General features: G+C 38.4%; 13 protein-coding genes. 5 read left to right on the top strand and 8 right to left on the bottom strand.

The features are described from left to right. Positions 1-20: 20 nt before the first annotated feature. The 7 genes from tatC to K6I41_RS09190 all read right to left on the bottom strand — a co-directional run bounded on the left by tatC (position 21) and on the right by K6I41_RS09190 (position 5,000). On the bottom strand, positions 21-767 hold the full coding sequence (tatC, locus tag K6I41_RS09220; protein ID WP_199988052.1) for a twin-arginine translocase subunit TatC: 747 nt from the start codon (positions 765-767) through the stop codon (positions 21-23). Then, positions 764-1,180 (bottom strand): Sec-independent protein translocase protein TatB, encoded by a 417-nt coding sequence (gene tatB, locus K6I41_RS09215; RefSeq protein WP_000481985.1) that lies wholly within the window; start codon positions 1,178-1,180, stop codon positions 764-766. Before tatB ends, tatC begins: the two co-directional genes overlap by 4 nt. A 13-nt stretch (positions 1,181-1,193) precedes the next feature. Beyond that, on the bottom strand, positions 1,194-1,409 hold the full coding sequence (locus K6I41_RS09210; RefSeq protein WP_151768517.1) for a Sec-independent protein translocase subunit TatA: 216 nt from the start codon (positions 1,407-1,409) through the stop codon (positions 1,194-1,196). Positions 1,410-1,505: 96 nt separating this feature from the next. After that, positions 1,506-2,276, bottom strand: a complete 771-nt coding sequence (locus K6I41_RS09205; RefSeq protein ID WP_014206755.1) for an ABC transporter ATP-binding protein — start codon at positions 2,274-2,276, stop codon at positions 1,506-1,508. Between the two features lie 19 nt (positions 2,277-2,295). Next, positions 2,296-3,084, bottom strand: coding sequence for an ABC transporter permease (locus K6I41_RS09200; RefSeq protein WP_250375717.1), 789 nt, complete (start codon positions 3,082-3,084; stop codon positions 2,296-2,298). Further along, positions 3,084-3,923, bottom strand: coding sequence for an ABC transporter permease (locus K6I41_RS09195; RefSeq protein ID WP_250375716.1), 840 nt, complete (start codon positions 3,921-3,923; stop codon positions 3,084-3,086). The genes K6I41_RS09200 and K6I41_RS09195 overlap by 1 nt, the downstream gene beginning before the upstream one ends. Positions 3,924-3,926: 3 nt before the next feature. Further along, positions 3,927-5,000, bottom strand: coding sequence for an ABC transporter substrate-binding protein (locus K6I41_RS09190; RefSeq protein ID WP_250375715.1), 1,074 nt, complete (start codon positions 4,998-5,000; stop codon positions 3,927-3,929). Positions 5,001-5,314: 314 nt separating this feature from the next. Between K6I41_RS09190 and K6I41_RS09185 the strand changes: the two genes are divergently transcribed. The 4 genes from K6I41_RS09185 to K6I41_RS09170 all read left to right on the top strand — a co-directional run bounded on the left by K6I41_RS09185 (position 5,315) and on the right by K6I41_RS09170 (position 8,629). Beyond that, positions 5,315-6,448: an LLM class flavin-dependent oxidoreductase gene (locus tag K6I41_RS09185; RefSeq protein ID WP_250375714.1), complete on the top strand. Its 1,134-nt coding sequence runs from the start codon at positions 5,315-5,317 to the stop codon at positions 6,446-6,448. Between the two features lie 190 nt (positions 6,449-6,638). Continuing rightward, complete coding sequence (locus K6I41_RS09180; RefSeq protein ID WP_022574524.1) at positions 6,639-7,466, top strand: energy transducer TonB; 828 nt, start codon at positions 6,639-6,641, stop codon at positions 7,464-7,466. 24 nt (positions 7,467-7,490) lie between these two features. Further along, entirely contained in the window at positions 7,491-8,225 is a 735-nt protein-coding gene (locus tag K6I41_RS09175; RefSeq protein WP_005040660.1) for a MotA/TolQ/ExbB proton channel family protein, read from the top strand. Then, positions 8,225-8,629: an ExbD/TolR family protein gene (locus tag K6I41_RS09170; RefSeq protein WP_001018517.1), complete on the top strand. Its 405-nt coding sequence runs from the start codon at positions 8,225-8,227 to the stop codon at positions 8,627-8,629. Before K6I41_RS09175 ends, K6I41_RS09170 begins: the two co-directional genes overlap by 1 nt. Before the next feature lie 51 nt (positions 8,630-8,680). On the opposite strand, the gene K6I41_RS09165 is transcribed toward K6I41_RS09170, so the two are convergent. Beyond that, entirely contained in the window at positions 8,681-10,261 is a 1,581-nt protein-coding gene (locus tag K6I41_RS09165; protein ID WP_250375713.1) for an ABC transporter substrate-binding protein, read from the bottom strand. A gap of 285 nt (positions 10,262-10,546) precedes the next feature. Between K6I41_RS09165 and K6I41_RS09160 the strand changes: the two genes are divergently transcribed. Continuing rightward, a complete protein-coding gene (locus tag K6I41_RS09160; RefSeq protein ID WP_250375712.1) occupies positions 10,547-13,159 on the top strand; it encodes a TonB-dependent receptor in 2,613 nt (870 codons plus the stop codon). Positions 13,160-13,167: the final 8 nt, after the last annotated feature.

The following is a 13,167-nucleotide window of genomic DNA, read 5'->3' as shown; positions in this document are numbered from 1 at the left end:
ATAGAAAAAACATCCATTTTTTAATGGATGTTTTTTTGCGTTGTGAATTTTGTGACCCATAAACCCAATTCAAATAACAACCACATTGGGATTGCAAGAGCAAGCATGCTAAAAACATCAGGAGGGGTAATAAACATTGCAATAAAAAAGAAAAATACAATGATGTGCTTACGATGTGCTTCTAGCTGTTGAATAGAAATAAGGCCAATAAAAATAAGAATATAAGTTAAAACTGGAATTTGAAATGCCAGACCAAAAGCTAGAAAAAGCTTTAAACAAAAATCCAGATAGCTATTGATATCCGTCATAGGTAACACATTATCGGGCGATGCCAATACGAAGAACTTTAAAGCAAGTGGCAAAATTAAAGTGTAGGCAAACACAATTCCTAAATAAAATAGGAGGTTACTCGAAAGCACAAGTGCTATACCGAACCTTTTTTCTTTTTGATAAAGAGCTGGAGCTACAAATTGCCAAAACTGATAAAGAATAAAGGGAATACTTAATAAAATCGCAAAATAAATATTGAGTTTAAATGGCGCTAAAAATGTACTCATCACATCTGTTGCAATCATGGTCGAATTGCTAGGGAGCAATGAAATTAAAGGATGAGCAAGAAAATGGTAGTTCTTCTGAGCAAGCGGGAGTAATAATAAAAAAATCGCTAAAACAATACCAATGCTATAGATCAGCCGTTTTCTTAATTCTTTTAAATGTTCGCTATATTTCATTTCAGTGAGGCTTTCACTGACAATATGTTCCGTCATGCGGCTTGATCCTCACTGAATTTATTGGCTGTTTTAAAATGAGCTAAAAATGGTGTCTTTAACTCATCTTGTGAGCGGGTATAGATGTAGTCATTGATGCGCCGTGCTTTGGTTTTTTGTTCCGTAAAAACAGATGTTTGTACATTTTCAATTTCTTGTTGCATAAGAGCGAGTTGTTGTTTGAGCTGCTCTTCATTTTGTTTTATTTTTTGCAGCTCTTCTTGCATGACTCTCTTAAGTTCGATCAGGTCAAGTTCATTTTCAATATCATTTTGAATTTTACTAATTTGGTTTTTAACTGCTCTGTATTTAAGGAGGACTGATCTTAACGTGTGAGGAAGCTTTTCAGGTCCTAAAATAATAAGTGCAATAATTGCAAAAGCTAATAACTCTCCAAAGCTGATATTAAACATAATAATAAATCACTCATATTTTATTTTGTTTTTCATTATGTGGCTCAACTGGACTAATATCTTTGTATTGTTGGTTTTGCAATAATTTTTGATCGTCAGAATTAACTGAATCTTTAAAGTCTTTAATTGCACCGCCTAAGTCCTTACCTAGGTTTTTTAACTTTGAAGTTCCAAATAATAAAATAACAATAACTGCAAACAGTAAAATATGCCAAATAGATAAACCCATTTTCTCTATCCTATATTAATTAAGTGTAAAGAATATTAATATCACGATATTATCTATTTTCTAAATCATATTAATATCGATCAATATTCAAATTAATTATGCTGTGTGATCTAGCATATTAAGTGCCTGATTGCGAAAACCAAATAAAAGTTCACTTTCTTTATGTCGAGGATGTGTCAGAGGAACTTGAATAATTTCTTTAATTTTTCCTGGTCGGGCTGACATTACAATGACACGGTCTCCGAGATAGACAGCTTCTTCAATATCGTGGGTGACTAAAATCATGGTGATTTTTTCGTGTTGCCAGATACGTTGAAGTTCAGCTTGTAAGTGACTCCGTGTGATGGCATCTAAAGCGCCAAAAGGCTCATCCAAAAGTAAAATATCGGGTTTATTGACGAGTCCACGGGCAATTGCAACACGTTGTGCCATGCCACCCGAAAGCTCATGTGGATAAGCCTTTTCAAAACCTTTCAGTCCGACAATTTCTATATGTTCATTTACCCGTAAATTTCTCTCTTCACGGGTGAGTGGAGTCTCCTCAAGTGCTAAATGGATATTTTCAAAAACAGTAAGCCATGGAAGTAATCGGTGTTCTTGAAAAATAAGACCTCGTTTTAAATCTGTGCCTTTGATCTGGGTTTGATTTAGTAAAATTTCACCGTCATAGTCTTGATCTAATCCAGCAATAAGACGTAATAGTGTTGATTTTCCACAGCCACTGCTACCAACAATCGAGATAAATTCGCCTTGCTCAATGTTGAGGTTAATCCCATCTAAAACGGTCAAAGTATTTTGATCACGTTGAAAAGATTTATTGAGTTTTTTAATAGAAAGTAGTGAGAAAGACATATAAATTCCTAACAATATTTTTTAAAAAGACAAATTAGGTACGCCATTGCAGCAGACGTTTTGAAATAAGATGAATACTTGCTGTCATAAAGGCCCCACAAAGGGTAACAGTTATCGCGCAAACCAACAGAATATCCATTTCAGCGTTAATCTCGGCTTTCATCATTAAGTTGCCGAGTCCTGCACCTGCATTGAATAGTAATTCACTTGCTGTAGTGGTGATCCAAGTAAAGGGCACAGCTAAATTTAGACCAGTTAAAATATGGGGCAGGGCTTGGGGAAGGCGTATTTTTTTAAATTTGCGCCAGAATGAAAATTGATAAATACGTGCGATTTCATCGTATTTTGCATCGTTGTGGCTAAGGCCCTGAAATGTATTAATGACCAATGGAAAAAATGAGGCAAGCGCGATAATAAAGATTTTTGCTTCTTCTCCGTTACCAAACCATAAGGCAATTAAAGGTGTTAAACCCAGTAACGGAACTTGTCGAATACTGTTAAATAGTGGAGAAACTAAAGCATTTAAAACTTTTGAATAGGCAAGCAAAGTACCTAAAATTAATCCACTTATCGAACCTAAGATGAATCCAATTCCAGCTTTTTTAAGACTTCCCCACGTGTTTAGCCACAATTCACCTGTTTCAAGCAATTTGATAAATGCGAAATAAATGTTTTGCAAAGGAACAAATGCATAGGCATGACTGGCACCTAAGCTTGAGTTGTATTGCCATAAGCCTAATAACAATAATGGTAGTACTAAGCCTTGTACTAAAATGATTGGCCGTTGCCATGTCTGTTTTAAAGTAAATGAACGCTGAGACATTATTTCTCCCCCGAACTGAGCGCAGGCGAGATAAAGCGTTGTTCCACTAAACGTAAAACTTTATCTAAACCAAACCCGACCACGCCTGTGATAAACACACCAACCATCACAACATCTAAGCGCAACATTTGACGTCCTAGTTCCATCATTTGCCCAATACCCGTTCCAGCTGCCAGTAGTTCAACGGCAACTAAAATCAACCATGCGCGGCCAAGTGCAATTCGTAGCCCACCAATTAACGGCGGGAGTATGGATGGAAGAATAATAAGCCTGAGCCAAGCTCGTGTTTTAAGCTTGTAGATTTGTCCTAGTTCAATATATTTTTTGGGAATATTTTTGACTGCATCGGCCGTTGCTAATGCAATTGGAAAAAAGCAGGCTTTGATAATCAGTAAAATTTTAAATAATTCACCAATCCCAAAAACTAAAATAAAAATAGGAATAAGGACAAAGATTGGAATTTGATAAAAAACGTTAAATAAAATATAAGTGTAATTGCGAAAGAGAGTATTTGCCCCGTAGGCAATACCAAAAGCAATTGCACTGATTGCTGCAATAGAAAATCCCAAAAACAAACGTGAAAGACTATCTTTGAGATGCATTTGAAGCTCACCGCTTTGTAACAACGCAATGAAAGTATTCCAGACAGTTTTAGGCGGCACCAAAATTTGGGTTGGAAAAATCTGTAAAGAACTAATCAAATGCCAAATGAGTAATACTAATAAGGGTGAAATCACAGAGAGCAGCCCATACACCTTTTTAGAAGAAAATTTCTTACGGAGTGGGGTTTTAAATAAAACGTTATTTTGCTCAATAAGTGGCTTTACTAGTATTTTCATTGTCTAGTTTCCCTGCTTATTTGAGGCATGATTGGCCTGTAAATTTTGAATCGCTTGACGGGTAAACTTCGGATTCAACAGTTCATCTGCTTTGATTGGTGTTTGAATAAGCTGATTTTTCACAGCATGATCAATGACTTTTGAATAATGCTGTTTCAGAAAATCGACTTGATAGTCTGGAGACCAGTCTTGTTGCCATGTGCTTGCCGTGTTCTGGCTTTCACGTTGAATCACACTCAGAGGTTGGCCAAACTTGGTTTGACTTTGCTGAAACTCATCTTGATGGTGCGCAATCCAGTCCATTGCACGTACTGTCGCATCAGCAAGTAATTGTGTGGTATCTGGATGTTGCTCAATATAACTTTTGCTACCCCAGAGTTCGGCACGCATTTTCCAGTCTGCTGGCAAAGATTGTGATGACCAAATAATTTTACCCAAATGGCGATCTTGTAAAGTAAGTGCATCACTTAAGGTAAAAAAGGCATCTACACTTTTAGCAGATAAAGCGGCAGCCCCAGCTTGCGGGTTTAAATTCACAATTTGAAAGTCTTTTAAGCTTAATCCTTTACTTTGTATGAGTTGCCCAAAGTTAATTTCCCACGGACGACCACGATGTAATGCAATTTTTTTACCTTTTAATTCTTCAATAGATTTAATAGGTGAATTTTCTGGAACAATAAGGTAGACGTTATTACCAATACCTCCGGGTACAACAATTTGTGTTTTAACGCCTGTGGCATTCAGGACTACAGCAGGAAGATTCCCATAAAAAGCAAAATCGATTTTATTATTTAGAAAACTTTCATTAACCAGAGTTGCTACAGCAGCAGTGGTCACAGGTTCCCATTTCAATTCAATGTGATTTTGCTTTAATGCTTTTAGAAAAATTTGATCTTGTGAAATGAGTTGTGGCACACCAATAAAGTCCAAACTACCCGAAGTGCCATTCGCAACGACAGCAATTCGGAGTTGTTGCTGTTCAGACTGTTTTGGGGTCGTCTCTTCTGTTTTTTGTGCACCACAAGCAACTAGACCCAAAAAACTAAAACCTAAAACTAGACGTGGAAAAATACGCATATCATCATAAGAATTAAAAAATATAAGGGTATTGAGCAAGAACCACGCCAACAAAATTATATTAAACAAATCAATTAATTATAATTTTTTAGAATTATTATTGAGGTTAAATGCCGCCGTTGTGCTGTGATTGGGACACTCTTTAGCGTTTAACTGTTGAAATATCAACACAGCCTTTAAACTCGATTTTTTAATATTCATATAAAACAGTAGTATAGATAAAAATTAATTTAAAAAAATAACGGCATGATTCCTGCTCATAAGACTTTTAACGAATTAAATATCGTCAAATCTTTAAATTATCGAGATTCATTATGTCAGTTGAGTTTTTATGGAGAATCCCTGTTCATGGGGATGGTCGTCGAGCACATCAATTACACACACGCGGTGAATGGAATCAATTAACTCCAGCAGTTCAATCTCCACAACGTGTTGCACCGCAACATGAAGATCAGTTATTTGCTTACTATGACTATGTCGAGCAAGTCGCGAAAGCAGCCGATATTGTTGGTTTTCATGGCGCACTCATTCCTGCTTTTCCGCATACTGAAGAACCATGGGTGTTAGCGTCTGCATTGGCAAGAGAGACAAAAAGACTTCGTTTGCTCATCGCAATTCAGCCTTGGTTTATTCATCCTGCTTATGCAAGCCAAATGGCTGCAAGTTTGCAGCGTTTAAGTCAGGGGCGAGTAGAGTGGAATGTGATTTCAGGGGGAGGCGGTGCACAACAACGCGCATATGGGGACTTTATTGAACATGATCAACGCTATGCACGGACCAATGAATTTTTAGAATTTGTGAAAGGTTATTCGCACCATGCACCTTTCAATTACGATGGAAAGTTTTTCCATGTTGAACAAGGTGGCCTGAAATACCCAATGAATCAATATGACGTTCCACGTTTATGGTTAGCAGGTGCAAGCGATGCAGCTTTACAAGTAGCAGGACGTCACGCAGATATCCATTTAACTTGGGGTGAACCTGTAGACCAACAGAAGAAAGTGATCGAGCAGGCTCAAAATTTCTTTGAGCAGAATTCGCCGGAACGAAAAGTTAAATTTGGCATGCGTATTGATATTTTAGCACGCCCAACCCAAGAACAAGCCTTTCAAGAACTGAAACAAATGTATGAAACTATTGCTGTCGATAGCAATGCTTTTGAACGCAAAGACACTGAATCTGTAGGAGCGAAGCGCCAACAAGCTTTGGCACAGGGCAACCGTTTTGAAGACTTATTTGTGAGTGCGAATGTGTGGGCGGGAATGTCAAATGTACGAGGTGGCCCAAACTGTATTTTAGTCGGGAGCTATGAGCAAGTCGCAGAACGTTTGCAAGAATATATTGATATTGGGGTGGGACATTTTATTTTAGCCAGTAATCCACACTTAGAAGAAGCATATCGAGTAGCTGAAGAAGTCTTACCCTTAGTAGGATATAAATTAAAATAATAAACTTAGATCCCTTTGCGATATCAAAGGGATCTTGTTGTTTGAACAGCATAACACTGTCTGAAAACCAACATCTTTTGTATCAATCATTTGAAAAATACAAATTAAATTAATAAAAAATAATAACTTATAGTTTTGGCATGGCTTGTGCAATTTACCACTTAATCTTTTATTTTTAGTTTAAATTTTTATGCGTGATCAAATCTTTAATCCCCATAAGCGGGCTTTGCTCTTTGAGCAATTTGCGACAGTTGCAGCCACAACTGAAATTGCAGATCCGTTTGCACGGCATGATCAAGACGTTATTCAACCTGCTCCAGTGAAGTTGAATAAAGTCTTAATCGCAATTATTGCGGTTGCTTCAGCACATCTTGGAATTTGGTATGTCGCAAAACAATTGCCGACACCAGCTTTAGATATTCATAAACCAGAACCTGTGGTTATTGAAATCGTAAAACCGGTTGAACCACCTAAAGTGATTGAACCCAAAATTCCACCGATTACTGAAAAGCCAAAAGTTCCACCTGTGGTGGAAAAACCCAAGCCAATTCCTAAACAAGTGGAACAGCCAAAACCTGTCCAAAAAAGTGTGGAGCAACCTAAGCCAGTTGCAAAAGCAGTGGCTGAACCAACTCCACAAAAAGTTGCAGAACCTGTGGTCACAAAAGAAGTAGTCGCAGAACCGGTTAAAAAAGTGGCTGAGCCTGTAAAAGCGTCAGATGACAATTTACCTGTGACTGAAGCCAAAGGTTATGCCGGATATCTCAGTAACCCTGCACCTGAATACCCTGAACAAGCTTTAGAACGTGGTTGGGAAGGCTCTGTCATTTTACGGGTCAAAGTATTAGCAAATGGCAGCCCGGATACAGTCAGTGTCAAGCAAAGTAGTGGCAAAAAACTTCTAGACAGTGCTGCCGTAAGAACAGTAAAGCAATGGAAATTTTCACCTGCGCTAAAAGGGAAAACCCCTGTAGAAGGCTGGGTCGATGTTCCAATTCATTATCAATTACCGAAATAAAATTTAAATTAAGAGGATATTTTCATGTCAGATATTAATTCATTGATCCATGACGGCACGATCTGGTTATTAGTTGCTTTCTCAATTGTGACTTGGGTGTTGATTGTGGTTAAAGTGGTCCAGACGCAGCGAGCAACAAAACAAAGTAAGCTTTTTGTAGAAGAGTTTTGGAAAGCAAAAAATTTATCAGATGCAGTAACTAAGTCTGAACTTGGTGAAGGCCCAGCAGCGCGAGTGGCTAACACTGGTTTTCAGACTTTAATTGAAGCAGATGAAAAGACACATCAAGATTTACAAAACAGTTGGAGCCGTCAGGACTTATTAGAGCGCCATTTAAGTAAGCAAGTTCTAACTGAGCGCCGTCAATTAGAAAAAGGTTCAGCCTTACTGGCTTCTATTGGAAATAACGCCCCATTCATTGGTCTGTTCGGTACAGTATTTGGGATTATCCATGCATTACAAGCAATTGCTCATTCAGGTAATGCAAGTATGGATGTCGTTGCAGGACCAATTGGAGAAGCGCTGGTTGCAACGGGTATTGGTATCGCAGTTGCTGTACCTGCGGTACTTGCCTATAACTACTTTGTGCGTAAAGTAAAAACAATTGGCGCAGATCTTGATGATTTTGCAACGGACTTCGTGAGCCTGAATCAAAAAGCAGGATTCCAACTACCAACTGCAAAAAAGGGTACAACCGGTAATACGGCGCTTAAAGATACTTCTGCTAAAGAAGTGAAAGAGAAAGGAGTGTTTGCATAATGGCAATTTCTACCTCTCAAGAAGACGATGTCGTCAGTGAAATTAATATTACGCCGCTAGTCGATGTCATGTTGGTCTTACTCATCGTCTTCATTGTGACAGCTCCTTTGTTAACAAATACGGTGAAAGTGAACTTACCAAAAGCGGCTCCAACTCAATCTACAGATCAAAACAAAGCTGTGGTGATTAGTGTAAATCCACAAGGTGAAATATTCCTTGATAAAGATAAGGTGACACTTGCGAACTTTGAACAAGAAATAAAGTCACGCAAAAGCAGTAACCCTAAATTAGCATTAAACTTAAATGCTGATGAGACCGTACCGTATGGAACAGTTGCAAAATTATTGGCAAGTATTGAACGTGTAGGCGTAGATAAACTCTCTGTGATTACCGTGCCTAAATAATTAGGCCTTCATAAAAAAAGCTGCTTCGGCAGCTTCTTTATATTGTGAGTATTAAGCTTTCCAGAGTTTTTCAAAGCGCCATGTTGGAAAAATCGTATGTTCAGGAGCTAAACCACCAATATTTTTAGCTGCCGCATCAATCGTATGGCTAAATCCCCAAATGAGCATTCCACCACGTTCATGTTGAATTTTTTGTGCTTGCGCTAAATGGATTTTGCGTTTGGCTAAATCAGGCTCTGCCAGTGCTTTAAAAAATAACTCACTATATTCAGGGTCTTTAAAGTTCACACGATTGGTCGTGGAAATTGGGGCATCGTTAACAACGGCCGTCGATAAATAAGGCGTGCCGACATTGGTCGCATTACTCGATAGCTGCCACTTACTGCGGTCAGGGCCATTAAACGTTGCAAAATCCACTTGTTTAACTCGAATATTCACATTGGCTTGTTTCGCTTGCTCGGCAAAAATTAATGCAGGTTGAGCGCTACTCACTGGGGTAACAAGTTCTACATTCAAACCATCTTTAAAACCTGCTTGGGCTAATAGATTTTTTGCCTCGGCAATATTTTGTTGGCGCTGCGGCAAATTAAGAAAGGCTGGGTCTTGCGGCGAATAAAGATCGTTAGCGATTCGACCTTGCCCATTTAAGCCTCGTTGTACCAACTCTTCTCGGTTTGCAATCAAACGGAATGCCTGGCGCACTCTAGGGTCATTAAACGGCGCTTGTTGGGTATTAAAGTCAAAACTATTATGCGTATTGGTCGCAGAGCGTATGGTTTGAATGTGTTTTGCTTGCTCCAAAATTTTAATATATTCGGGTGAAATCGCATTTGCGACGTCAATTTGCCCAGCCAATAAAGCATTTAATCGAGAGACCTGATCTTTAAAATCAATCACTTCAAAACTATCTGCATAAGGTTTGTCTGCTTTAAAGTAGTTATTAAAACGGGTAAAAACAGAACGTTGCCCCGGAATAAACTCTTTGACTTTATATGGACCAGCTCCGACTGGATTATGAATAGGGTCGAAGTCAGTCGGTACAATTCCTCCAAAGTTTACCCAAGTTTCGGGCAGTGCAACAAAGCCAGGAATCGTACTAATAAAAGGAATACGAACGGTGTATTCATCTAGTTTTTGAATACGATCTCGGTCAATCCACTGCACTAGATTACGAAATGGTGAAGCGAGTTTAGGATCTGTTAGACGTTTCACTGAAAAAATTACATCATCTGCCGTAATGGTTTTACCGTGATGAAACTCTAAGCCTTTGCGTAAACGGATGGTCCATTCACTTGCATTGTGATTAGGTTCTGCAAACTCCGCTAAAGCAAGTCGGGGCAGCATATTTTCATCCCATTCCCATAACTTATTATAAATAGCGAAACCTCGTGTAATACCACTTCCCGATGCTGAAAGATGAGGATCTAGACTGCCTGATTGTTGTCCTCCAATTAAACCTAAGCGTATAACTCCTCCATGCTTAGGTGCTGAAGAGGTAGTTTTTGATTCGTTACTATTATCTGGAGAGGGGCCACAGCCCGATAAACTGCCCAACAAAGAGACGCCACCTAGCGCCGTGAGACTTTGTGTTAAAAATTTTCGACGTGATAACTGAAATGTTTGATTTGTCATTATAAATACCTGATTAGATCTTCATCTTCTAAGGTATTGCAGAATAAATGCCAATATTTTTATGTAATTTTAATATATTTATCAATAGCTTATATAATTATTGTTTTTGGTGAGTGTCTCTATTTCAACAGCTTTGTTGAAAAAATAAACATGAATAGAATTGATAAGTAAACACTGATAAATTAAAAACAACTAAATCAAATGGTTAGGTTAAATTATTTGACCCTTTAATGGTTGGCATAGGCTTTGCGTAACGCATTGTAAATTTACTTTACTGAGTGTGATATGAGACAGCCTTTTCAATTAAAACCTTTAGTTATTGCGCTTAGCGTATTAGGGGCAACTTTACCGTTATATGTTTTTGCCAAAGAAACACCACAACAAGCAGGTGATTCTGAAAGTGATGTAATTACTTTGTCCGATGTAGTCGTTACTGGAGCAACCAAGAAAACTACCGTTGTTCCCAAACGCAAAGTTACCTCAATTTATGGAACGGATAGCTCTGTATTGGATACCCCACGTGTAGTATCCCAAGTATCAGAACAACAATTTAGAGAAGATGTTATTCGTAGTGCGGATGATCTCGTCAAATATGCGCCTAGCATTACGCGAGGCGGGGGACAAAATGCTAACTTTGCTCCACAAATTCGTGGACAGAACTCGGAAGTTTTTCAAGATAGCCAACGCATTTACAGTACCCGCCATCCAACCAATCTCAATGCTTATGAAGCAGCTGATATTGTGGCAGGGCCAACAGGTGTAATTTTTGCGCCGACTTCAGGTTCTGGCGGATATATTAACTACCTAACCAAAAAGCCTAATTTTAATAAAGCCGAAACCAATATCTCTGGGACTGTAGGTTCCATTTACTCAGGTAAAGGTGCAGAGCCTAATTTCTCTGTCAGTATTGATCATACGGCACCCATTTCAAAAGAATTAGCATTTCGCGTAAGCGCAACAACACAAAAAATAGATGACTATTATGACAATGTGAAAAATAACTTTAATGCATTTTATGGGGCACTTGCTTGGCGTCCAAATGATCGTTTAAGGGTAGATTGGAATATCAGTTACGATGACTATTACGATTTTAACGTGACGCATGGCTGGAATAGAGCGTCGCAGCAATCTGTTGATAATGGCCTTTATTACAAAGGTAGGGCTACGCCTATTATTCAAAATGGTTCGACTTTTTGGTCTCCTGTATTTGAATCGGGTGCGGCAAATTCTAAAGTGATTGGTTGGCAAACTCGTCAGAAGAACGATAAAAACCAATATGTTGCTGTTGGTGGAGTTCAGACCACGCCGTTACCGAACTCAACTGCTGATCAAGCAGGAACGATTAAAGGTTGGGTCTATGATCCATCAATCCCCGGTAATGAATTGGTCAAGCTAGATGATAATGTTTCAGGGCGTAGTGAAGATAAAAATAGTGCCAAGCGATTTAGCACTCAATTAAAAGTCATTAAAGATTTAAATGACCATTGGTCTATTGCAAACAGTACGCTCTACCAAAATAACAAAGATTTAGGTGACTCTGTTGGGAGCTTCTTCACAGATTTAGATCATGAGTTAATTGATAACCGACTAGAATTTTTAGGTGACTATGATTTTGAAATAGGTGGCGTAAAAATTAATAATAAAAGCAGTACAGGGGGAACATATCGTCATGAGAAGTTTACGTCTTTAGCTGCAAATAATAGTTTTAATATTAATCCTTATGATTTAACCAATGATCCATCGCAGAAGAACCCTGGTGATTTACTGGGGTTAATTAACAATAGCGGTTCAACAGGAGGTTGGGTTGGACAAGCCGGAGTACCACAGTATTCTCAATATTTTGGATATTTAAATTTACCGCGCATGTACCCAATTGGAAATGGTTTATATGCAGAAAAAGGTGGCTTTCCACCGAATGGAGGAGGCGCTGTCTATACGGGCTCTGGTTTCTGGGATACGTTGAGTGTGTTCACACAACAAAATTTTACCTTTAACGATGTATTCGGTATTAATTTAGGCATTAACCATAGTTCTGTAAGAGCAAAACTTGAAAACCCACTTGTTTTAACCCCAACAGATGTCCGTTCTTCGAGTGACAAATATAGTCTATTGAGCTATCAACTGAGTACGTTTATTAAGCCTACTGCGAAAAGCACACTCTATTTTACTTATGACAAAAGCACTGCATTAAATACGGGAGTATTTGGGCCTTTCTTGATTTGGGGTGCAGGAAATCAACTTAATCCTTTAGCTTTTGACAGTCAAAGTGAGCTAAAAGAAGTAGGATTTAAATATGAACCTATTACTGACCAGTTATTTTTAACCCTAAGTGGGTTTGAACAAAAACGAGATTTATCACCTGATACCAACGGAAATATGGCTCGCTTTGAAATAAAAGGTATTGAGTCATCATTAAGATGGCAACTTCAAAAAAATATAGCGATTGGGGGCAATTTCACTTATTTGGATGCTGAATACAGCTCTATTGTACCTGCTGGTTTTTCACCATTTGGCTTTCATGCGGACAATGCTACGGTTTGGGGAGACAATAACGCTTTAAACCAACGTAAAGCCGGACGTTATGATGCAGCAGGGATTCCCAAGTACTCTGCAAGTGCTTATGTAGATTATCAACACCAGTCTGGTTTTGGAGTTAACCTTTCGGGATGGTGGACAAGCTACTGGTACACAAACTTAAGTCAAACCGTGAAAGTACCAAATAACTATAATCTGGACTTAGGTCTTTATTATCGCCAGCCACAGTGGACGGTGGGCCTTAACATTCTTAACCTAACCAATGAACGAAATTTTGTGAATGGTTTGGCAGGATCGAATAGCGAGTTTTTACAACCAATGCGTCCTCTGACTGTACAAGGTCAATTTAGTTATAAATTTTAAAACTAATC

This window comes from Acinetobacter sp. AS23, assembly GCF_023612055.1.
Lineage (GTDB): Bacteria > Pseudomonadota > Gammaproteobacteria > Pseudomonadales > Moraxellaceae > Acinetobacter > Acinetobacter oleivorans.
The sequence above is the reverse complement of the archived record's forward strand: the minus strand, read 5'-3'. Positions and strand labels throughout refer to the sequence as shown.

Bases quoted from the DNA above. Each gene is read 5' to 3' on its own strand.
- K6I41_RS09165 (WP_250375713.1), bottom strand. From the start codon at position 10,261: ATGACAAATCAAACATTTCAGTTATCACGTCGAAAATTTTTAACACAA.
- K6I41_RS09170 (WP_001018517.1), top strand. From the start codon at position 8,225: ATGGCAATTTCTACCTCTCAAGAAGACGATGTCGTCAGTGAAATTAAT.
- K6I41_RS09195 (WP_250375716.1), bottom strand. From the start codon at position 3,923: ATGAAAATACTAGTAAAGCCACTTATTGAGCAAAATAACGTTTTATTT.
- K6I41_RS09210 (WP_151768517.1), bottom strand. From the start codon at position 1,409: ATGGGTTTATCTATTTGGCATATTTTACTGTTTGCAGTTATTGTTATT.
- K6I41_RS09180 (WP_022574524.1), top strand. From the start codon at position 6,639: ATGCGTGATCAAATCTTTAATCCCCATAAGCGGGCTTTGCTCTTTGAG.
- K6I41_RS09185 (WP_250375714.1), top strand. From the start codon at position 5,315: ATGTCAGTTGAGTTTTTATGGAGAATCCCTGTTCATGGGGATGGTCGT.
- tatC (WP_199988052.1), bottom strand. From the start codon at position 767: ATGACGGAACATATTGTCAGTGAAAGCCTCACTGAAATGAAATATAGC.
- K6I41_RS09200 (WP_250375717.1), bottom strand. From the start codon at position 3,084: ATGTCTCAGCGTTCATTTACTTTAAAACAGACATGGCAACGGCCAATC.
- K6I41_RS09190 (WP_250375715.1), bottom strand. From the start codon at position 5,000: ATGCGTATTTTTCCACGTCTAGTTTTAGGTTTTAGTTTTTTGGGTCTA.
- K6I41_RS09175 (WP_005040660.1), top strand. From the start codon at position 7,491: ATGTCAGATATTAATTCATTGATCCATGACGGCACGATCTGGTTATTA.
- K6I41_RS09160 (WP_250375712.1), top strand. From the start codon at position 10,547: ATGAGACAGCCTTTTCAATTAAAACCTTTAGTTATTGCGCTTAGCGTA.
- tatB (WP_000481985.1), bottom strand. From the start codon at position 1,180: ATGTTTAATATCAGCTTTGGAGAGTTATTAGCTTTTGCAATTATTGCA.